This window comes from Enterococcus sp. S86.2, assembly GCF_059834485.2.
This window is the reverse complement of record NZ_CM206813.1, coordinates 705610-725795: the sequence shown is the minus strand read 5'-3', so window position 1 is coordinate 725795 and position 20186 is coordinate 705610. Positions and strand designations below refer to the sequence as shown.

Annotated in this window: 20 protein-coding genes; 8 read left to right on the top strand and 12 right to left on the bottom strand. The window is 38.5% G+C overall.

All coding sequences use genetic code 11. The features are described from left to right. The first annotated feature begins 156 nt into the window (after positions 1-156). The gene (locus AC6R0T_RS03235) at positions 157-315 is read left to right on the top strand and encodes a hypothetical protein (RefSeq protein ID WP_282461503.1); all 159 of its coding nucleotides are present in this window, start codon (positions 157-159) and stop codon (positions 313-315) included. A gap of 66 nt (positions 316-381) precedes the next feature. Here the strand turns inward: AC6R0T_RS03235 and AC6R0T_RS03230 are convergent, their stop codons facing one another. From AC6R0T_RS03230 to AC6R0T_RS03215, 4 genes are read right to left on the bottom strand one after another with little or no spacing between them, the layout of a single operon-like run. Continuing rightward, complete coding sequence (locus tag AC6R0T_RS03230) at positions 382-1047, bottom strand: HAD family hydrolase (RefSeq protein ID WP_206905826.1); 666 nt, start codon at positions 1045-1047, stop codon at positions 382-384. A gap of 18 nt (positions 1048-1065) precedes the next feature. Further along, positions 1066-1887, bottom strand: coding sequence for a diaminopimelate epimerase (gene dapF, locus AC6R0T_RS03225; RefSeq protein WP_303753263.1), 822 nt, complete (start codon positions 1885-1887; stop codon positions 1066-1068). A gap of 16 nt (positions 1888-1903) precedes the next feature. Continuing rightward, positions 1904-3214 carry a diaminopimelate decarboxylase gene (lysA, locus tag AC6R0T_RS03220; RefSeq protein ID WP_526159679.1) on the bottom strand — a complete coding sequence of 437 codons (1311 nt, stop codon included), beginning with the start codon at positions 3212-3214 and terminating at the stop codon, positions 1904-1906. Then, the gene (locus AC6R0T_RS03215) at positions 3198-4361 is read right to left on the bottom strand and encodes a M20 metallopeptidase family protein (RefSeq protein WP_303753265.1); all 1164 of its coding nucleotides are present in this window, start codon (positions 4359-4361) and stop codon (positions 3198-3200) included. The genes lysA and AC6R0T_RS03215 overlap by 17 nt, the downstream gene beginning before the upstream one ends. A gap of 434 nt (positions 4362-4795) precedes the next feature. Here AC6R0T_RS03215 and dapA point away from each other — a divergent pair, with 434 nt between their 5' ends. From dapA to AC6R0T_RS03195, 4 genes are all read left to right on the top strand, one after another. Further along, positions 4796-5677 (top strand): 4-hydroxy-tetrahydrodipicolinate synthase, encoded by an 882-nt coding sequence (dapA, locus tag AC6R0T_RS03210; protein WP_303753266.1) that lies wholly within the window; start codon positions 4796-4798, stop codon positions 5675-5677. Positions 5678-5766: 89 nt separating this feature from the next. After that, on the top strand, positions 5767-6519 hold the full coding sequence (dapB, locus tag AC6R0T_RS03205) for a 4-hydroxy-tetrahydrodipicolinate reductase (protein ID WP_206905810.1): 753 nt from the start codon (positions 5767-5769) through the stop codon (positions 6517-6519). 25 nt (positions 6520-6544) lie between these two features. Next, the gene (gene dapD / locus AC6R0T_RS03200; protein ID WP_303753267.1) at positions 6545-7258 is read left to right on the top strand and encodes a 2,3,4,5-tetrahydropyridine-2,6-dicarboxylate N-acetyltransferase; all 714 of its coding nucleotides are present in this window, start codon (positions 6545-6547) and stop codon (positions 7256-7258) included. Positions 7259-7502: 244 nt separating this feature from the next. Further along, positions 7503-8714, top strand: a complete 1212-nt coding sequence (locus tag AC6R0T_RS03195; protein ID WP_303753268.1) for an ammonium transporter — start codon at positions 7503-7505, stop codon at positions 8712-8714. Positions 8715-8940: 226 nt separating this feature from the next. Here the strand turns inward: AC6R0T_RS03195 and AC6R0T_RS03190 are convergent, their stop codons facing one another. From AC6R0T_RS03190 to AC6R0T_RS03175, 4 genes are all read right to left on the bottom strand, one after another. Then, positions 8941-9894 (bottom strand): DHH family phosphoesterase, encoded by a 954-nt coding sequence (locus AC6R0T_RS03190; protein ID WP_303753269.1) that lies wholly within the window; start codon positions 9892-9894, stop codon positions 8941-8943. Positions 9895-9908: 14 nt separating this feature from the next. Next, positions 9909-11240 (bottom strand): DRTGG domain-containing protein, encoded by a 1332-nt coding sequence (locus tag AC6R0T_RS03185; protein ID WP_206905799.1) that lies wholly within the window; start codon positions 11238-11240, stop codon positions 9909-9911. Positions 11241-11304: 64 nt separating this feature from the next. Then, complete coding sequence (locus AC6R0T_RS03180) at positions 11305-11988, bottom strand: metal-dependent hydrolase (protein WP_303753270.1); 684 nt, start codon at positions 11986-11988, stop codon at positions 11305-11307. A 409-nt stretch (positions 11989-12397) separates the two neighbouring features. Then, complete coding sequence (locus tag AC6R0T_RS03175; protein WP_303753271.1) at positions 12398-12979, bottom strand: TetR/AcrR family transcriptional regulator; 582 nt, start codon at positions 12977-12979, stop codon at positions 12398-12400. A gap of 110 nt (positions 12980-13089) precedes the next feature. Here AC6R0T_RS03175 and AC6R0T_RS03170 point away from each other — a divergent pair, with 110 nt between their 5' ends. Further along, complete coding sequence (locus AC6R0T_RS03170; RefSeq protein ID WP_242595915.1) at positions 13090-14316, top strand: MFS transporter; 1227 nt, start codon at positions 13090-13092, stop codon at positions 14314-14316. 1 nt (position 14317) lies between these two features. Continuing rightward, positions 14318-14890 carry an isochorismatase family protein gene (locus AC6R0T_RS03165; RefSeq protein WP_303753272.1) on the top strand — a complete coding sequence of 191 codons (573 nt, stop codon included), beginning with the start codon at positions 14318-14320 and terminating at the stop codon, positions 14888-14890. A 386-nt stretch (positions 14891-15276) separates the two neighbouring features. Here AC6R0T_RS03165 and lacD read toward each other — a convergent pair whose 3' ends face one another. The 4 genes from lacD to pfkB form a co-directional block, all read right to left on the bottom strand. After that, positions 15277-16248, bottom strand: a complete 972-nt coding sequence (lacD, locus tag AC6R0T_RS03160; RefSeq protein ID WP_526159674.1) for a tagatose-bisphosphate aldolase — start codon at positions 16246-16248, stop codon at positions 15277-15279. A 12-nt stretch (positions 16249-16260) separates the two neighbouring features. Then, entirely contained in the window at positions 16261-16716 is a 456-nt protein-coding gene (locus tag AC6R0T_RS03155) for a fructose PTS transporter subunit IIA (protein WP_282461515.1), read from the bottom strand. Between the two features lie 62 nt (positions 16717-16778). Further along, positions 16779-18212: a PTS fructose transporter subunit IIC gene (locus AC6R0T_RS03150; protein ID WP_206902401.1), complete on the bottom strand. Its 1434-nt coding sequence runs from the start codon at positions 18210-18212 to the stop codon at positions 16779-16781. 42 nt (positions 18213-18254) lie between these two features. Further along, positions 18255-19202 (bottom strand): 1-phosphofructokinase, encoded by a 948-nt coding sequence (gene pfkB / locus AC6R0T_RS03145; protein ID WP_303753888.1) that lies wholly within the window; start codon positions 19200-19202, stop codon positions 18255-18257. Positions 19203-19363: 161 nt separating this feature from the next. Between pfkB and AC6R0T_RS03140 the strand changes: the two genes are divergently transcribed. Next, positions 19364-20110 carry a MurR/RpiR family transcriptional regulator gene (locus tag AC6R0T_RS03140; protein ID WP_206902399.1) on the top strand — a complete coding sequence of 249 codons (747 nt, stop codon included), beginning with the start codon at positions 19364-19366 and terminating at the stop codon, positions 20108-20110. Positions 20111-20186 lie beyond the last annotated feature (76 nt).

Below are 20186 nucleotides of genomic sequence, written 5' to 3'. Positions count from 1 at the left end.
AATCACCCGCGTACTTGATGACAATCAAGTTATCTTACTTTTTTAAATAAAACTATAATTTTTGAGCATAACCTTTTTATATAACAAGGGTTCTTGCTAAGATAACAACAACAAAGGAAATTATTTTTTCATAAATTTATATAGGAGTTGATTTTTTTGAAACAAACAAAAACTAGCAAAGAAAAACAATGCAAAACTTTCACGCCTCGAAATGAATTTGAAGCACGTCTTTTCAAACGCTTTGAAAACTATGCTGCTGCAGAAAATACAAATAAAAATAACACCGTATCTATTAAACAAGAACGACAAAAATAAAAAACGTAAGAATCGGCTGCTTAGCTGATTTTTACGTTTTTTTACATCCTGTGGTGATACGGTTGTTTATTTATGGAATTTTTGATAAATTTTTTGACACTTCTCATAATCCAAGTCTGAAAATGTCGTGACGATAAAATCAGAAGCTAAGTCCAATTGGGGATAATCTGGATTGGCAAACCCAATTCCCACCATTCCAGCTTTTTTTACAGCAATGCTGCCATTTGGTGAGTCTTCTAGCGCTACACAATTTTGTGGTGTGACGGCTAAGCGTTTTGCTGCTAGTAAGTAAACATCTGGTTCAGGCTTAGAATATTCAACTTCTTCGCCACTTGTAATTACTTCAAAGTCCTGATAAATCCCAATTTCTGTCAACGATTTTTCTATCTCACTTAACGGTGAGGAAGAGGCCACTGCTAACTTCACTTTTGCCGTTTTTAATCCTTTAACGAAGGCCGCAGCTCCTTTAATTGGCTTAGTACCATCTCGTTTTACTATTTCTTGCCGGCGCTTCACCATTTCAGCGCTATAATAAGCTGGGCTTTGTGGCAGTGCTAGTTCCTTTTTCATAGTTTCCCAAGTGTATTGGTAAGAAGTTCCCATGAATTTACTGTGATAGCTGCTGGGAACAGTGATTCCTTCATCTTTTAAAATACTGTCTTTGGCTTCAAAATAGCTATATTCTGAATCAATCAGTACGCCATCCATATCAAAAATAATTGCTTCTAACATATTCCACCAAATTTCTGTTTAAATTTTATCCGAACAAAGCGCTTCTTCACTTAATTCTCCTTTTGCGATCCAAGCTGCACCACCGGTTAGAAAAAGTTGCTTGGCTTGTACCTGCACTTCTAGCTTACCACCTAATGTTCTTAATGCAACCGGATTTTTAAACTGATTTTGCCGCTGTTTTACAACGTAGGCTACAGAAGCTGAACCTGTGCCGCAGGCTAAAGTAAAATCCTCTACCCCTCGTTCATAAGTACGAACAATTACCACATCTTCTACAATCTCATAAAAATTAACATTCGCACCTTTGGGCAATTCTTGCCAGTTACGCAGTTGTTTGGCTAATGGTCGCAAATCAGCTAAGTCTTTTTCAGCTAAATTAGAAACAGCCATCACCAAATGAGGAATAGCAGGATTGCCTAATTCAACATAATATACCGTCTTTTTAGCAAAGTTTTTTTCTTCAAATCTCGTTACATCATTTAATTGCACTTTATAGGTCGTTTTATTTAAGTGCCAAGCGGGTACCATTCCGGCCATCGTTTCAATTTTCATTTCTGCTGGAGCTAAATTTTCTTCATAAGCATATCGGGCAATACACCGGGCACCATTGCCACACATTTCTGCTTCAGTACCATCAGCATTGTAAAAACGCATGCGAAAATCGCCCCCTGCTTTGGCTTTGTCTACTGCCATGAGCGCATCTGCTCCTAATGAAAGATGCGCACGACATGCGCCTTTAGCAAGTTGGCTTAATTCGTTTTTACTTAAGTTTAGCGCAAGGTTATTGATGATGATAAAATCATTGCCCGCTCCTTGCATTTTGACAAAAGGAATTTCCATCTGCTTGCCCCCTTAGTTATCTTTTCACTTCATTTTGAATCATTTGAGCATAAGTTTGTCGTTTTACGACCACCTGTTCGTGGCCATCTTTAACAAAAACGACTGCGGGTAATGGTAATTTATTGTAATTACTCGCCATTGAATACCCGTAAGCTCCGGTTGTAAAGGTTGCAAAAATGTCACCTGCAACAACTTCTGGAAGGGATAAATCTTTCACCAATAAATCTGTACTTTCACAGGCTTTACCAGAAATTGTTACTTTTTGGCTCAGTTTTTCGTCAACTTTATTGGCTACAATCCCCGTATACTCCGCTTCATAAAGTCCTGGGCGGATATTGTCGGTCATACCGCCATCGATACTGACATATTTTCTTAAACCAGGTAATTCTTTAATCGCGCCAATCGTATGCAATGTTATCCCCGCTTCGGCGACAATGCTACGACCGGGTTCAATTACGATTTCTGGGACGATTAAATTATTTTCCTGACAAAATTCTTTGGTCAATGCCATGACTGGATCTAAAAAGTAATGATAGGGTTTGCGCACATCTTTTTTGGTATAACAAACGCCAAACCCGCCGCCATAGTTCAACTCTTTAATTTGATAATCGTAGCGTTTTTTCACTTCAAGCATTAAATTCAAGGCAACTTTGCAAGCTGCGATATGAGCACTATTATCACTTAATTGACTTCCCACGTGAAAATGAAACCCGTAAAATTCCAACTCTTCTGAAGCAAACACCTTTTCAATTTGTGGGTATAAAATTTCTGGTGCTAAGGGAATCCCAAATTTAGAATCTTTTTGCCCAGTTGAAATAAAAGCGTGGGTCTTAACATTGACCTCTGGGGTAATGCGAAACATGATCTGTGCTTTCTTATGCAGCTTGCGGCAAATACTTTGAATCAAGTCCACTTCTTGTAAACTATCCACAATAATTCGACCCACGCCATAATCAATCGCCATTTCTAATTCTGCCACTGACTTATTGTTTCCGTTAAATTCAATTTTTTCTGCTGGAAAATCAGCAGCGATTGCCGTGTATAATTCCCCCCCAGAAACCACATCTAAAGACAAATTTTCTTGATTGATTAATTGCAACATCGCAATCGTATTGAAGGCTTTACTCGCGTAGGCTACCCGCGTATGGGGATATTTATCTAAAAACTGTTCTTTTAGGGCCTGGCATTCTTTTAGAATTAGATTTTCGGAATAAACATATAATGGTGTGCCATACTTTTCAGCCAATTTAACCATGTCACAGCCATCCCAATAAAGATGACCATTTTTACTTGTACCTAGAAACATCTTTTCACGCCCCTTTTTCATTTAAAACATTGATTAAATCCACGTAACATTGAATACCGCCTAATAAATTCTTTTCATCAAAACGCAATTTGTTACTATGCAGCGGATATATAGCATCTGTGGCTTCATTGCGAATACCGACAAAGAAAAAGAGACCGGGAATTTTTTGTTGGAACATTGAGAAATCTTCTGCTAATAAATAAGGCGCAGATTCAAGATAACTATCTCCTGCCACCACTTTTAAAGCATCCACCATTTTGGCGTCATTATCTACGACGCGATACATATGATTAAAATCAACTTCAGCTTGGCAATCATAAGCTTGTGCGATATCGGTCGCTAAAGTCGTGACCCGATTGGTTAATTTGTCATAGACTGTATCTGAAAATGCGCGGGTTGTACCATGAAGTTCTACTTTCCCGGGAATAATATTCATTGCGTCCCCACCGTGAATTTCGCCAAACGTTAAGACAGCTGAATCAAGTGGACTTAAATTACGTGAAACAATTGAATGCAGGCCTTGAATGATTGCCGAAGCTGCTAAAATTGCATCAGCTCCTTGTTGCGGCTGAGCACCATGGGCACTTTTACCATAGACTGTGATATTAACTTCACCATTGCGGGCCATCATACCACCTTTTTTACATGCAATAACGCCTTCTTCAAAATCTGGAAAAACGTGTAAACCTACAATTTGTTCCACTTTAAATTTTTCCAAAACACCCGCGTCAATCATCAGCTGCGCACCACCAGGGCCTTCTTCAGCCGGTTGAAAAATCAAAACAATCGTTCCGATTATTTCATCTGGATGTTCACTTAAATACTTTGCAAAGCCTAACATCGTCGCCATATGACCATCATGGCCACACGCGTGCATTCGTCCTTCGTGTTGGGAATAAAATGCGACGCCGCTTTCTTCTGTTATCGGCAATGCATCAATGTCTGTCCGAAAAGCTAAAGTTTTTCCTGGCTTGCCGCTACGAAAAACAGCCACTAAGCCCGTATCTAAAACTTCATGGACTTCCCTCACACCAAGACTAGCTAGTGCCCCTTTTAAATATTGACAGGTTTTAAATTCCTGTAAGCCCAATTCAGGGATTTGATGTAGATCTTGACGGAATTTCGTTACTTCTGGCAATAACGCTGTGATTTCTTTACGGATTTCCATTTTGACTCACCCTCTTTTGAAGTTTTAAACCTGACTTTTAATCAAATCAATTCCACAGGTAGTTTTTCATGATCAACTTACTCGTTCACATTTTTAACTGTATGAATCATTTTTGCAATTTTTATCAAAAATGGTCTAACAGCTTAATTTTGATCGCTGTTTTTTTATTTGGTAAAAATTCACGTCATAGCAACTTTTATTCTCTCTTTTTTTAAAGAAATTGTTTTTCTGTCAATTTTCTCATTATTTACATTTGCAAAAATATTCATTATTTACAGAATAAACTTGGCTATTTCTTGCTATTATAGTATATTATTTTGTAAATAGTTGAAAATTCCGTATAAAAAATATTTTCTGAATATTTTCTTAATTTCTCTCTATTTTACCTAGAAAAAACTAGAAAGTAAATATTTTAAAAAAAAGGATGTGTTAATATGGCAATTTTTACAGGAGCTGGCGTTGCCCTTGTTACCCCAATGAAAGCAGATCAAACGGTAGATTTCGATAAGTTAAAACAACTCGTGGATTGGCAAATTGCACAGGGAATTGACGCGATCATTGCCTGTGGCACAACCGGTGAAGCCTCTACTCTGGTAGATGAAGAACATATTGCAGTAATTGAAACAGTTGTAAAACAGGCTGCCGGACGCGTCCCTGTTATTGGTGGGACTGGCTCAAATAATACGCAACATGGCATTCACTTATCAAAAGAAGCCCAGCGTGTAGGCGCAGATGGACTGCTTGTCGTTACGCCCTATTACAACAAAGCCACAGACAGTAGCCTAATAAAACATTATGAAGCAATTTGCAACAGCGTCGACATTCCGATTATTCTATATTCCATCGCGGCAAGAACAGGATTAAATTTAAACCCTGCTATGGTAGCAAAACTAAAAGAACTTCCGAATGTTGTCGGCATTAAAGAAGCCAGTGGCAACATCTCTCAGGTGGTGGAAATTTGTAGTCTGGCCGATGATAACTTTGCCGTTTATTCGGGCAATGACGATCAAGTCTTACCGTTTTTATCGGTTGGCGGTTTAGGTGTCATTTCAACTATCGCCAATATTTTACCTGCCGAAACTTCCCAAATGGTACATGACTTCTTAAATGGGGATATAACAGCTGCTAAAAAAACCCAAATCGAGCAACTTCCTTTAATCCAAGCTATTTTTAAAGAAGTGAATCCTGTCCCTGTTAAGGCCGCCGTTAACCTTTTAGGAAAATGTGACCTGAATTATCGCCTTCCATTAGACAAACCCGAACCAGACACGTTACAATTATTAAAGACCGAAATGAAAAACTACGGTTTACTTTAACATGTCGATTACCAATTAAAAAAGCTGTGCCTTTTGGTTCAGCTTTTCTTATTTCAAGCTTTAAGATTAAATGTTGAAGGGAGTTTTCCATGAAAAATGTGTTATTGAGTGGCTGTCATGGCAAAATGGGTCAAGTTTTGCAAAAATTAATTACAGCACATCCAGATTTACAAGTTGTCGCAGGTCTTGACCACACCTTAGATAAAGAGGCCGATTTTCCCGTTTATGCTGCTGCAGCTGATGTAGTCGAAAAAATAGATATCGTGATTGATTTTTCCCATTACAGCGCCGTGCCTGCTTTAATCAACAGCTGTGTTGCTAAAAATTTGCCCATCGTTATTGCTACAACCGGGCTAACAGATGATACAAAAGCCATGTTGCCTGTAGCAAGTCAAATTATTCCGGTGTTTTATTCTGCCAATATGTCGTTAGGGATCAATGTTTTAATTAAAGCCTTACAGTCTGTGGCCCCTGCTTTAGAAAACGATTTTAATATTGAAATCATCGAAAAACATCATAACCAGAAAAAAGATGCTCCTAGTGGTACAGCACTGTTACTCGCCGATAGTATTAATGATTCCTTAACTAAACCAAAGGACTATCTTTTTGGCAGAGCTGGCAATGATTTAGAAAATCCTTTAAGTCAAATGGGAATTCACGCTATCAGAGGTGGCAGTATTCCAGGTGAGCATACGGTAATTTTTGCCGGTTCAGATGAGATTTTAGAGTTTACACATACTGCCTTATCCCGCGACATTTTTGCTAACGGTGCCCTAAAAGCAGCGGAATTTTTATTAAAGCAAAGTGCGGGCTTATATAATATGCAAGATTTATTGGCCTAAAAAAAATTTATTAGGAGGTTAACAAATGTCAGATTTACACTTTACTGATCCTTATGCACTAGCTAAATATATTAAAGATGCCGAGAAAAAAACGCCGGTAAAAGCTTATGTTCGCGGTAATTTTGGTGGTTTAAGCCACGACAAAATAAAAATATTTGGTGATTATAATTCTTGGGTACTCATTGGGGATAATCAAGACATTCAGGAATTCTTGAAAAAATATCCTGAAAAGATTGAAGATCTCTACATTGAAAACGATCGGCGCAATTCTGCAGTCCCATTACTCGACTTAACCAAAGTCGATGCCCGAATCGAACCTGGTGCTTTTATTCGCGATGAGGCGGTAATTGAAAGAAATGCGGTAGTCATGATGGGGGCTGTAATTAATATTGGAGCTGTGGTCGGCGAAGAAACTATGATTGATATGGGCGCAATCTTAGGTGCCCGCGCAACTGTAGGAAAACGCGCGCATATTGGAGCTGGAGCTGTCTTAGCTGGTGTTTTAGAACCACCTTCAGCAGATCCAGTTGTAATTGAAGACGATGTTTTGATTGGCGCAAACGCCGTTGTCTTAGAAGGCGTTCGCGTTGGCAAAGGGGCGGTTGTGGCAGCTGGTTCAGTCGTAACAGCAGATGTTCCAGCTATGAGCGTTGTTGCTGGTTCGCCTGCAAAAGTCATTAAAACAAAAGACGAAAAAACTGTCAGTAAAACCGAATTTCTCGATGATTTACGGGGATAAATCGCCCTGTTTTACTGCAATAAAAATTTCTGCACTTTATTATCAAAAAGACACGTTAGTTTGATAATAAAGTGTCTTTTTGTGTGCTTATCTTGTTTTATACTTAAAAATCCTTCGTCAATGTAATATTTCCTAACACAAACAGTGATTAATTTTCAGAAAATTTCTAAAATTGCCGCAAAATACTGGAAATCAGTAAAATGACGTGTTACGATTTCTAACATAAAGAAATGGAGGAATGCAAATGAATACAGGAAATATTGCTTTTATCATTATTTGTACCGGTTTAGTTTTCATTATGACCCCCGCTTTAGCCTTTTTTTATGGTGGGCTTTCCCGTCAGAAGAATATTTTAAACACAATGATGATGTCGATTTGTACATTGGGACTAGCTTCAGTCATTTGGATTTTAATTGGTTACAGCCTTTCTTTTAGCGGCACTGGCCTTTTTATTGGAAATTTAGATAAACTATTTTTCCAACATGTCTCCATGACAAAAGGTGACGGTATTCCAGAGGGTCTTTTCGCTGCGTTTCAAATGATGTTTGCTCTGATTACTTCAGCCATTTTAACAGGTTCCGTCGCAGGCAGAATGCGTTTTTCCGCTATCTTCTTATTTTTAGCTGTTTGGTTAGTTGTTGTTTACGCACCAATGGCTCATATGGTCTGGGGCGGTGGATTCTTAGATCAAATTGGCTCTGTTGATTTTGCTGGTGGGAATGTTGTTCATATCAGTTCTGGTATTTCTGGTTTAGTTTTAGCAATTGTTTTAGGTAAACGAAAGGAAGTCGAACATATTCCCCATAACATTCCATTTATTGTTTTAGGTACCGGCTTGTTATGGTTAGGCTGGTTTGGCTTTAACGCCGGTAGTGCTTTAGCAGCAGACGGCCTAGCAATTCACGCTTTATTAACCACCAACACGGCAGCTGCCGCTGCCATGCTTTCATGGATGGGATTAGAAAAATTAGTGAATGGCAAACCATCAATCGTAGGTGCATGTACCGGGGCTGTTGTCGGGCTTGTGGCTATTACCCCAGGTGCAGGTTTTATCTCCATGCAATCGGCATTACTAACTGGCGTGTTAGTTAGCCCGGTTTGTTATTATGGTATTCGTTTTGTGAAAGAAAAACTTGGCTTTGACGATGCCTTAGATGCTTTTGGCTGTCATGGTATCGGAGGAATTTTCGGTGGAATTATAACAGGTATATTTGCTGACCCTAGTGTTGGCGGACGCAGCGGTTTAATTTTTGGCCAAACAGATTTATTCGTAGCACAACTTCTTAGTATTGTTATCACCATTGCCTTTGCAGGTACGATGAGCTTTATCATCATCAGTATTATCAAAAAATTAATCCCATTGCGGGTTTCTGAATTAGACGAGTTGCAGGGAATGGATCAATGTGAACACAACGAGCAAGCTTATAACACCGTCTTAGGTTTAGATTTAGACTAAGTAAACGAGGTTGGGACAGAAGTGTTCTTTTTCTTCAAAAATAAGGGATGTGATTATATTAATTTCACAGCCCTACAAAAAGCAAATTCCTTTAACCAGTAAAAAAACTTCCCCAAAATTTTAAACAGGAAAAAAATACACCTGCAACTTTTATCACTCGGCCATTTGGTACGTAGCGATAATCAGCAGGTGTATTTTTTATTTGTACTAAAAATGAAGATGATTCTTACTGTTTGATATACTTACGACAAGCAGCCTGAATTTCTTGATAAATTTCAGCAACTTCCGCTAAGTCTTTGGCGTTGGCACCGCTAGCTAGAGGATGCCCGCCACCGTGATGGCGTTTAGCGATTTCATTAATTACTGGACCTTTTGAACGTAAACGTACCCGGTAATAGCCTTCTGGTTGTTGGACGAAAATCCCCCAAGCTAGCGTGACATCAATTGTTCCAGGTAAAGATACAACATGGGAAGTTTCTGAGTCTACCACACTAAATTTATCTAATAATTCTTGGGGTAAAATAACCCGTCCTGCGCCGTTTTCATCCACTTCAATATTTTCATAAACATAGCCAGAAAGCTTCGCTACCTTCAGGGAAATTTGTTGCAACTCACGATTTAGCTTGGCTGCATCAAAACCAAAATCCAGTAATTTACCGGCAATTTCTAACGTATAAGAAGTGGTCGCTGGATATAAAAAGCGCCCAGTATCGCCAACGATTCCAGCATACAATAATCGTGCCGCTGCCACACTAATTTTTAAAACGTCAGGAAATGAAAAAGCAAAATCTGCAATCATTTCACTACAACTGCTGGCCTTGGTATTGACCCAAACTAAATCTCCATAAGGCTCATCATTAGGATGATGATCGATTTTAATTAATTTAGCACCATTGGCATAACGCTGATCACTAACTCGCAGAGAATTGGCCGTATCAGTGACGATTACCAATGCCTCTTCATAAAGCGCATCTGCTACTTCATCCATTTCTGCCAAATAGTTCAACCCTTCAACCGGACCACCGGCTTGATAAATTTCTTTTGTCGGAAAACTGGCACGCAGAACTTCCGCCAAACCAACTTGTGACCCTAATGCATCGGGATCTGGTCGCATATGACGATGAATAATAATTCGATCGTATTCTTCAATTGCTTTTAAAATTTCATGTCTGATATTCATTTTCTCACCTTAACTTATGGTCGCTCTAAAACTTGGCAAGTAACGATCGCCAAGGCCGCCAATGTATTTTCTAAATAAACTTCAATTTCCAACTTCGCGCTCCGCCGCCCCAACTCTAACATGCGGGTATGAATTGCTATTTTACTCTCCAGTTGAATCAGACGCAAATAATGCATATTCACTTGTTCAATCCAGGTATTGCGCCGTTGTTGTTGCAGTAAGGCACGCTTTGCTGTATTAGCAACAATTTCATTTAAAACACCAAAAGAAATCGTTCCTACCTCATTGACCATTTGCGGCGTAACTGTAAAAGTATAATAGGGTTTATCCAATTTATGGCCTTCACTATCTTGGTCTATCAACTGAATATCGCCGGTAATTTGATCCGAAATGGTATCTGCGATTTGTGGTTGCCGCTGCACAAGTTGCATCGCCTTCATGACATCTTGGCGGGAAACAAGCCCTACTAACCCTAAGTCATCAGATACAACCGGCATAACTTCTAGGCCGTCCCAAATCATTTGATGACTGACAGAAGCCACACTCATCTCCCGCTTAACGTAACTGATTTCTTTTGTCATGACCCGTTCAATCGCTTGATTATCTTGTTTTTCCAAGATATCTTTTGGCGTAACAATCCCCACCAAGCGCATATTTTTATTAACGACTGGAAAACGAGAATGCGTTGTACTTTCGGCTAGACGCTTATAATCTTTAACCGTCGCAGTGATATCTAAATAAGATGTTTTTTCTAGTGGTGTGAAAATATCACTCACTAACATAATATCTTTTTTAATCAATTGATCACTTAAAGCACGATTAATCATCGCTGCCACAGTAAAAGTATCATAAGTTGTCCGCAAGATTGGCATTTCCACCTCATCAGCTAGCCGACAAATCTCACTTGTAGTATCAAAGCCACCGGTAATTAAAACGGCCGCACCTTCTTTTAAGGCCAAACGATGCACACCTTCGCGATTACCAACAATCATCAAAGAACCCGGTGTGATATAACGGGCCATCGCATCTTCTTTCATGGCACCAATCACAAACTTATGTAAAACCTTATTTAAACCGGCTTTACCGCCTAAAACATCCCCTTCAATAATTTGGACAACTTCACCAAAGGTTAAGCGCTCAATGTTTTTCTTTAATTTTCGTTCAATTCTAATGGTACCAACTCGTTGAATCGTTGAAACTAAACCGATATTTTCAGCATCTTTGATCGCCCGATAGGCAGTTCCTTCACTAACATTTAGTGCTTTGGCAATCCCACGGACAGAAATTCTGTCCCCCACTGGCAAGCTTTCAATATGAGCCAAAATTAAATCATGTTTTGTCGCCATTTTCCCACTCCTAGTTACGGTGTAAAATTTTCTACACAGCGCTTATTAACCTCTTTGTCATTTCTTATAAAGTCATACTTTCTCCCACTTCAAGCACCTTGCCCACGCCAGCTGGTAAAAGAGCTGCAAAGGCTTTAGGATCTTGTTCAATCAACGGAAAAGTATTGTAATGAATCGGCACTACTTGTTTGGCATTTAATCGTTTCGCCGCCGACGCTGCCTCAGTAGGCCCCATCGTGAAATTGTCCCCAATGGGTAAAAAAGCGACATCTATTGAAAAAGCGGCCCCAAAAAGTGCCATATCGCCAAAGTTTGAAGTATCTCCTGCATGATAGATTGTTTTACCTTCTGCTTGAACAATAAAGCCTGACGCTTCCCCCAAGTAAAGCATTTGGCCGTCAACTTCATAACCGGAACTATGTTGGGCGTGGACCATCTTCACCCGACCAAAAGGAAAATCAAATTTGCCACCAATATTCATACCGTGCGTGTGCTTTACGCCATTCTTTTTGGCAAAAGCACATAACTCCACCATGCCAATAATAGTCGCATCTGAATTTTTGGCTATTGGTACCATATCTCCGACGTGATCTTCGTGTCCATGAGTTACCAAAATATAATCTGTTTGTACTTTTTCTGCTACTAAATCTGTTTTAGGATTACCAGTAATAAATGGGTCAAATAATAAATCCGTACCATCCTCTAGTTTGACAGCGATTACGGAATGACCGTGATAGGTGATTTTCATCGTTTCTCCCCCTTACTTTGTAAAATAAAACTAATACAGTTTTTACTTTTCTATTGTAACAGACTTAAACAGAAAAAGGCATGAAAAAAAATCGGAATTAGCAGAAATAGTCCTTTTGCATCCCGATTTTTTAAACTGAGAAAAGATCAGCTCTATGACCAAAGCCTTCTTGCCCCTTAAAAGAGATAAAAAATTTTATCTGGCTTATAAAAAAGTACCACTCTAATCGCAAAACCAATAAAAAATATACGTCATCATTTTATTATCTGCTGTATTGCTGCGCTAATGTAAAATTACCCCTAATTAATCCTTCAAGCTAAAAATTACCCAACTGCATGAGCAAGTAATTTTCTACCTAGCTTATTCCTCTAGCCAAATTATGCCGCAAACTTTACGAAAGTATTTCAACTTAATGATGGCTATTTTCAGCTTTTTTTTCAATCGTTTCAACAAATTGTACCAATACTGCGACAAAACTTTCATCTGCATCCAGCATCGCATTTTGAAAATAACCCAACTGGCTCAAACTAACATAGCCATGAAGAAGACTACGAAATCCTCGACTTTCCATCAAAACTTCTTCTTCAGATAATCCAAAAGAGAAAAGGAGCTGGGACAATAAGACTGTATTTTTCCGCCCTGCTAAAAGGAGTGCGTCATTATTGAAGCTTGGAATCGTATTTAACAATTCATAAACCGCTTGATACTTCAAAGCAAAAGTTCGATAAGACTCACCATAGGTTAATAAGGCTACTTCTTTTGTCTTGCCCATCAATTGTGTGGTCAAATATTCATGTAATTTTTCATGGAGAAAAATCGCAGTATGAACTTTTAAGTCCGTTAAATTCTTAAAATGATTGTATAAAGATGGTGGTTTAATCCCTAACGCTTCAGCTAAGCGGGGAAATGTTACTTGGGCTAAGCCCATTTTTTCTGCTAATGCAATATAGCTCAAAATGATTTTTTCCGGTGTTAAATCCCGCCGTTTCATAAAAGCCCCTCCTCGCGGCTATTTTACCATAAAGCTGTTTAAACTACTAACGATAGTTGACAAACTATGAATCGTAGTTTAATCTATGGAACGAAAGTGAAGTGACTGTTTTGACAAAATTTAAAAATTATTTTGCCAGTGGTGAGCTCTGGCAACGCAACCTCCTTATTTTATGGTTTGGTAGTTTTATGACTGGAATTGGCTCTAGTTTAATTTCACCTTTTTTATCATTATACGTAGATACTCTAGGAGTCTTCACAAAAAAGGAATTAAGTTTCCAATCTGGTTTAATTTTTGCTAGCACGTTTATTACCATGGCGATTGTTTCACCTTTATGGGGCAAGCTAGCCGATCAAAAAGGGCGCAAACCCATGTTACTTCGCGCTAGCTTAGGTATGGCCATTATGATTTTTTCCATGGGCTTTGTCACGAAGGCTTGGCAATTACTTATTTTACGCCTTTTATTAGGTGCTTTTTCTGGATACACCAGTAATTCAGTTGCCTTAATGGCTATTATTACCCCAAAAGAGCATTCTGGTCGTGTACTTGGTACTCTTTCTACCGGGACTGTAGCCGGCACCTTGTTAGGTCCGTTGTTTGGTGGTGTTGTGGTTGCCCATGCCGGTTATAAGATGACTTTTTGGATTACTGGTATCATTATGTTTTTTGTTTTCTTATTGACCGTCTTTTTTGTCAAAGAACATTTTACGCCAAAACCAAAAGACAAAGTTTTAAGTGCTAAAGCGTTAACCCAAGTGATTGACCATCCTAAAGTAATCATTGCCATGCTTTTGACTACGACGATTTTGCAATTAACCGATAAATCCATTAGCCCAATTTTAAGTCTTTATGTTCGTCAGCTCGTACATAATCCACAACTTGTTACCATTTACAGCGGTATCGTTGCCTCTGCTCCAGGGGTCGTCATGTTGTTTTTTGCCCCTTTATTCGGGCGTTTAGGTGACAAAATTGGCCAATATAAAATTTTACTTTTTGGCCTTGTCTTATCTTTTACCATCTATTTGACATTAGGTTTTAGCCACGCAATTTGGCAAGTTATCTTGCTGCGGCTGTTTATCGGTGTGAGCGATTCGGCACTAGCCCCTAGTGTGCAAATTATTTTGTCGCAAAATAGCCCCCAAGAAGCAACCGGACGGATTTTTAGTTATAACCAAACGATGCAGTCCATTGGCGCTATTGGCGGACCTTTAATCGGTTCGACTGTATCAGCTTACTTTGATTATCGCTATGTCTTTTTTGTATCTGCCTTATTCATCGTTTTAAATATTTTGAACTATGCAACAAATTTCCCCCAATTAAAAGAAAGCAGGTATTAATATGATTGAAACCCTCAATTTAAAAAAATGCGCTTTTGTCGCGATTGATTTGCAAAAAGGAATTTTAAACAGCGGCACTTTAACTCCTTATTTGGCTAGTGAAGTTCTTCAAAAAAATGAGCAACTAGTAGCTGCGTTGCTTGAAAAACTTGGCTTGGTCGCTTTGGTTAAAGTAGACGCCACTACTTTTGGTTACTTGAATTTTGATTTAAAAAAGCGCCAACCTTTAACATTAGCCAAAGATTATGACGAACTTGCTCTTAAAATAGAAAATTCAACTAAAGCAAATGTCGTTACCATTACCAAACACAATCCGGGGGCATTTTTTGGCACAGATTTGGACTTGCAATTACGCCGACGGGGCATTGATACCTTAATTCTAACTGGCGTGGCAACAGAAAATGGTGTTTACGCTACCGCTTTAGATGCGTATCAATTCGGCTATCGTGTCATTGTAGTGGAGGATGCTTGCAGTAGCCGCGATGAAGAATTACACCGCATCTTCATGACAAAACTTTATCCCAAAATAAGCCTCGTCACTTCCAGCACCGAGCTATTGGGCACATTTGCCTAAAAAAGTTGCGTCACGAAATTGATTTTTAAACTTCCAAAAAAATAGACGGGATAATCAATTTTGTGTAGCTAAATAGAAATCAATTTGTGCAACAAAACTAGCTACTATAAGAAAAAAGAAAAGCTAAAGGAATCTTTCAGTCCTAGACATCAGACTAAGATTTTGGCTCATGTCATGAAGAGCTTATGCGTAAAGTATGGCACTTAGAAAGTGGCAGGCAATATTAAAGCAGTCAAATCAGTGTTTTTCTTAGGGAAATTTATACTTCCTTTCTAGATGTCAAAAAGACCAGAAAATCCGAAAGTCATTTTTCAAGCTTTCGAAATTTCTGGTCTTTTACTTGTAGCTGCATACTTCTCTCGGATATTTTTAGACAGCTAACCTTTTTACAATTTAACCGGTGTTGCAGTTGCTTGGAGTACTTCGTTTAATTCTTCAATATTTTTACGGCCTTGTGTTTGCATCCATTCTCTAGCTGCATCTTCTCCACCTGTGATAAAAGGTTCTACGCCGTTTGCCCAAGTCGCGCGACCACATAAAACACCATTAAATGTTGAGCCTGCTTCTTTGGCGAATTTCAATGTTTCTTGGAACAATTCAGCTGTAACACCAGCTGATAAGAAGATAAATGGTAAGTCAGTTGCTTCTGATTGTTCTTTGAAGTAAGCCATAGCTTCTGCTTTTGTATACGCCACTTCACCTTTTGCATAACCTTCTACATAGTTCATATTAACCGGAACTTCCATTTTTAAAACATCAACGCCATAACGTGGTTTTGAAAATTCTTTCATCATTTCAATTACTTTATGTGGTTTTTTAACCGCGTATTCTTTGGTGCTGGCATCCGCATCATTGGCATCATAAGAAACCAATTCCAAGAAGAAAGGCAAATCTTCTGCGGCACATTCAGAGCCAATTCGTTCCATGAAGGCTTTCTTTTGATCGTTGATTTCATCATTTTCATCTACATCGTAGTAAAGTAAGAATTTACATGCGTCTGCGCCTGCTTCTTTTAGACGTTTCACTGACCAGATAGACAAAATGTCTGGCAAGCGTCCTGGGGTTGAAGCATCGTAGCCTGTTTTTTCATAGGCCAACAATAACCCTGCGTTTTCGTCGCGAACTTTAGCAGCTGGTAAGCCATATTCTGGGTCTAATAAAATAGATGAAGCATATTGGGTTAATTCAGAAGACACGATTTTTTTAAAGTCTTCGATTTGAACTGCTTGCGCTTGTGTATCTTGGTATTTATTAATCATTTTCTTTAAAGCACCACGTTGGTCAATCGCAAGGGCAGAGATCACACCATTTTTGTCACTTAATTGTTTGATAAAGGCTTTTTTTGCTTCTGTTGTCATGAAATACGCTCCTTAATTTTCGGCTAATTTACTATTTAAGAGATTGGCAATTTCTTCAGGTGTTGCCGCTGCTTTTAATCCTTTGGTTACATCTTGATGCATCAAAAGACGCGCGACACTGGATAAAAGTTTTAAATGCGTGGTTCCAGCTTCAGAATCTGGAATAAATAAGGCAATAATAAAATCTGTCGGACTGCCATCTAAACTTTGCCAGTCAACAGGATTAACTAAGCTGACAATTATAATATCCGCGGCTGTAATAGTCGTATCTTTAGCATGGGGAATCGCAAAACCATCCATCATACCAGTTGTTCCTTCTGCTTCACGTTCTAATAATTTAGCATAAACTTTGTTTTCATCATTTGAAAGACCAAGAGAAACTGCCTGATCAGCTAAAAAGTGCATGACTTCATCTTGGGATGTAAAATTTTCTTTTAAAAAAATATGGTCTGTTTTAATTAGTGCCATGGTTTTCACCTTTCTTAAAAAAAGCTGCAGCAGTATTTTTTACTTACTACAGCTTTTACTTTTTATGCTTGTACTTCGATTTTTGTTTCAGTCGTTTCTTTTGTTGCGGCTTTTGTCACACGATTTTTCTGAATGAACCCTAAAATGACACCACCGACAATGGAACCAACTAAAATAGCAAAGACCCATTGTAATTTACCATCCACCACTGGTAAGACCAAAAAGCCACCATGAGGCGCTGGTACTTTTACGCCAAACATATACGTTAAAACAGCTGCGATAGATGAGCCCAACATCATTGTTGGTAAAACCCGTAATGGATCTTTTGCCGCAAATGGAATCGCGCCTTCTGTAATATGGGTTGAACCTAAGATAAAGTTAACTAAACCAGCATTGCGATCATTTGTTTCGAAATATTTACCAAAGAATAATGTAGCAAAACCTGTAATTAGTGGCGGCGCGATACAAGCTGCTGAAACGCCTGCCATAAAACTACTATTACCTTGCGCTAATAATGCTGTCCCTGTCACATATGCAGCCTTGTTCACTGGACCACCCATATCAAAGGCACACATACAACCAACAATAATTCCTAATACTAATGGTGAAGAATTTTCAAAACCAGATAAGAAACTCATCATGCCTTCATTGACCGTTTTCATTGGCCCTGCAATCAAGGACATGATTGTCCCCACAACCGCTACTCCGATTACTGGATATAAGAAAATTGCCTTTAGACCATCCAATTGTTTTGGTAAAACTTTTAACAAACGTTGTAAAAGTAAAACGAAGTAACCGGCTAAGAAACCGGCAAAAATACCACCTAAGAAACCAGCACCACCAGAATTTGCTAATAAGCCCCCGACAAAACCAACGACTAAACCAGGACGTTTGGCGATTCCTTCTGCAATATAAGCTGCCATTACCGGAACCATCATTCCCATCGCCGCATCGCCAATTGATTTGAACATCGCCGAAGTGGCATTATATGTCGCATCGTTTGGATCAAAAGAATAAACACCCCAAATGGCAAAAGAAACGGCAATGATAACCCCGCCTGCTACTACAAAAGGTAACATGTGGGAAACACCATTCATCAAATTCTTATAAATACTACGTCCGATATTCATTTGTGATGCTTCTGGTGTAACTTCTTCGACAGTATTGGCGACTGCTGCAACTTGACCTTTACCTGCTAGGGCATCTTCAATTAATTGATCTGCTTCTTTAATCCCTTTACTTACCGATACGTCAATAATTCGTTTACCCGCAAAACGTTCTGCATGCACGTCTTTGTCTGCTGCGATAATAACCGCATCCGCATCTTTGATTTCTTCTTTTGATAACTCATTTTCTACCCCAACTTGTCCATGAGTTTCGACTTTAATCGTAATTCCTTTGCGCTTTGCCGCTTGTTCCAATGCCTCTTGAGCCATATACGTGTGGGCAATACCGGTCGGACAACCCGTTGCTGCAATAATTTGATATTTTGCCATTTTGACACTCCTCATTTCTTTGAATTTGTTTTGAATCGATCATTAAGCTAAAATTTCGTCTTTGTTGCGCTGTTCTTCAATATTGATTTGCTCTTTAAGATCACTAACATCAGAAAAATCTGTTAAACCTTTACGAAAAGCAGTTGAACTGCCAGCTGCAATAGCTAACTTTAAGCTTTCGGCTAAGGGTTGTTCTTTTAGTATTCCCGCAATAAAAGTGCCCAATAAAGTATCCCCCGCACAAGCTGTATTCACCACTTGTCCTTTTGGTGAATTGCCAACTAAGACAATATCTTCACTAATAAAGATTGCCCCCTCACCACCTAAAGAAAGTAAAACATTTTGTGCACCTTCTGCCAAAAGACGCTTGCCATAGGCTAGATAATCTTTTTTTGTCTTTAGTGTGACACCATACCAAGCTGCTAATTCTTCTTCATTTGGCTTTAGCAAAAACGGTTTGTAAAAAAGACAATCCAAAACTTCCTTATAACTGCTGTCAATAATCAGTTTCACTTGCTTTTCATGACAGATTTTACTAATGGCTACTAAAATTTCTGGTGCAACACCTTGGGGTAAACTACCAGAAACACATAAATAATCATCTTCTTGCAATAACTTTTCTAATTCAGTCAAAAATTCAGTTGTTTTTTCAGCTGGAATTTCAGGTCCTTTATTGACTAATTTAAATTCTTCTTTTGTTTCATTAACTTGGGTGAAGACATTGATACGTGTCATACCGGGAACTTCGATAAAATGAGTGCTAATTGCCTTTTTCGTTAAAAAATCGTTAATATATTGGCCCGTAAAACCAGCTTGAAAACCTAACGCTGTATTGTCTATTCCCAACTGTTTTAAAATCAATGAAACATTAACACCTTTTCCATTGGCTTGGATATCATCATCTTTGGTTCTATTTACTACTTGTGGCTGCATTGTATCCGTTTCGATAAACAAATCAATAGCTAAGTTTAAGGTACAGGTATAAATCATCTTGTCCCCTCCTTTCATTTTTATTATGCACGAATAATTTATGTAAATGTTTTCAAATGAGAGCAAAATAGTTGAAAATTTTTTCACTTTCTGAACCCTCTGTACATCAAATTGGTAAAAAGTTACAATAATAACAAATATCAGTTGGAAAGGATAACATCATGGATGTAAAATTAAGCGAGTCAGAACAATATCTATGGGATTTCATACAAAAAAACATTACGAGTATCCCACATTATTCCATCGTTAAATTAAGTGAGTTGGCGAATGTTTCCACTGCTACGATCGTTCGAACAATGAAAAAGAAAGGGTATGAGGGCTTTACTGCGTTTAAACACTCCTTAAAGGAAAAAGAAAATACCAACATCAACTTCTCTCATTTAGATAAAATTGATGAAGGCATTAAAATGGCGATTTTAAAAAACGAACAAGAAGTGATTCGAACCATTAATATGATTGAAATTGGCAATATTGAAGATGCCATTCAACGTATTCATGCAGCCAAACGCATCATGATTTTTGCACGGGGGTTTTCTGAATTAATTGCACAAGAGATGATGGTGAAATTGCAATTAACAAATAAATATTGCGAACTTCATACCGATCCGAATATCATTCGCAACATCTCCCGTAAACTTACAAAAGACGACGTCGTAATTTTCGTTTCATTAAATGGCGAAACAGAAGAATTAGTGGTGGCTGCTAAAAACTGTTATGAAGCCGAAATTGGTACGGTTTTACTAACCGCTAGCCGATACTCTTCTATTATGGAGTATATCGAAATTCCTTTTATTGGCTTTAAATCAGAAGGCTCCTTCTTTCCTGATTACGAAGTGCGCTCTCGTTTACCTTTATCGATTATGGCTAGGATACTGTTAGATTCATACGCTCTGCGAACAGCCAAATAACTAAAAAACACAACGTTTATTGCGCTTATGCGTGTTTTTACTTGGTGTTTAGCAAATTTTTAGAAATTTCGCCTTA

What these genes read in the sequence shown, in the direction of transcription:
- dapB (WP_206905810.1), top strand. Translation starts at nt 5,767, where the DNA reads ATGAAAAATGTGTTATTGAGTGGCTGTCATGGCAAAATGGGTCAAGTT.
- AC6R0T_RS03150 (WP_206902401.1), bottom strand. Translation starts at nt 18,212, where the DNA reads ATGGCAAAATATCAAATTATTGCAGCAACGGGTTGTCCGACCGGTATT.
- lysA (WP_526159679.1), bottom strand. Translation starts at nt 3,214, where the DNA reads ATGAAAAAGGGGCGTGAAAAGATGTTTCTAGGTACAAGTAAAAATGGT.
- dapA (WP_303753266.1), top strand. Translation starts at nt 4,796, where the DNA reads ATGGCAATTTTTACAGGAGCTGGCGTTGCCCTTGTTACCCCAATGAAA.
- AC6R0T_RS03190 (WP_303753269.1), bottom strand. Translation starts at nt 9,894, where the DNA reads ATGAATATCAGACATGAAATTTTAAAAGCAATTGAAGAATACGATCGA.
- AC6R0T_RS03180 (WP_303753270.1), bottom strand. Translation starts at nt 11,988, where the DNA reads ATGAAAATCACCTATCACGGTCATTCCGTAATCGCTGTCAAACTAGAG.
- AC6R0T_RS03195 (WP_303753268.1), top strand. Translation starts at nt 7,503, where the DNA reads ATGAATACAGGAAATATTGCTTTTATCATTATTTGTACCGGTTTAGTT.
- AC6R0T_RS03230 (WP_206905826.1), bottom strand. Translation starts at nt 1,047, where the DNA reads ATGTTAGAAGCAATTATTTTTGATATGGATGGCGTACTGATTGATTCA.
- AC6R0T_RS03175 (WP_303753271.1), bottom strand. Translation starts at nt 12,979, where the DNA reads ATGAAACGGCGGGATTTAACACCGGAAAAAATCATTTTGAGCTATATT.
- AC6R0T_RS03215 (WP_303753265.1), bottom strand. Translation starts at nt 4,361, where the DNA reads ATGGAAATCCGTAAAGAAATCACAGCGTTATTGCCAGAAGTAACGAAA.
- AC6R0T_RS03165 (WP_303753272.1), top strand. Translation starts at nt 14,318, where the DNA reads ATGATTGAAACCCTCAATTTAAAAAAATGCGCTTTTGTCGCGATTGAT.
- AC6R0T_RS03140 (WP_206902399.1), top strand. Translation starts at nt 19,364, where the DNA reads ATGGATGTAAAATTAAGCGAGTCAGAACAATATCTATGGGATTTCATA.
- AC6R0T_RS03155 (WP_282461515.1), bottom strand. Translation starts at nt 16,716, where the DNA reads ATGGCACTAATTAAAACAGACCATATTTTTTTAAAAGAAAATTTTACA.
- dapD (WP_303753267.1), top strand. Translation starts at nt 6,545, where the DNA reads ATGTCAGATTTACACTTTACTGATCCTTATGCACTAGCTAAATATATT.
- AC6R0T_RS03185 (WP_206905799.1), bottom strand. Translation starts at nt 11,240, where the DNA reads ATGGCGACAAAACATGATTTAATTTTGGCTCATATTGAAAGCTTGCCA.
- dapF (WP_303753263.1), bottom strand. Translation starts at nt 1,887, where the DNA reads ATGGAAATTCCTTTTGTCAAAATGCAAGGAGCGGGCAATGATTTTATC.
- pfkB (WP_303753888.1), bottom strand. Translation starts at nt 19,202, where the DNA reads ATGATTTATACCTGTACCTTAAACTTAGCTATTGATTTGTTTATCGAA.
- lacD (WP_526159674.1), bottom strand. Translation starts at nt 16,248, where the DNA reads ATGACAACAGAAGCAAAAAAAGCCTTTATCAAACAATTAAGTGACAAA.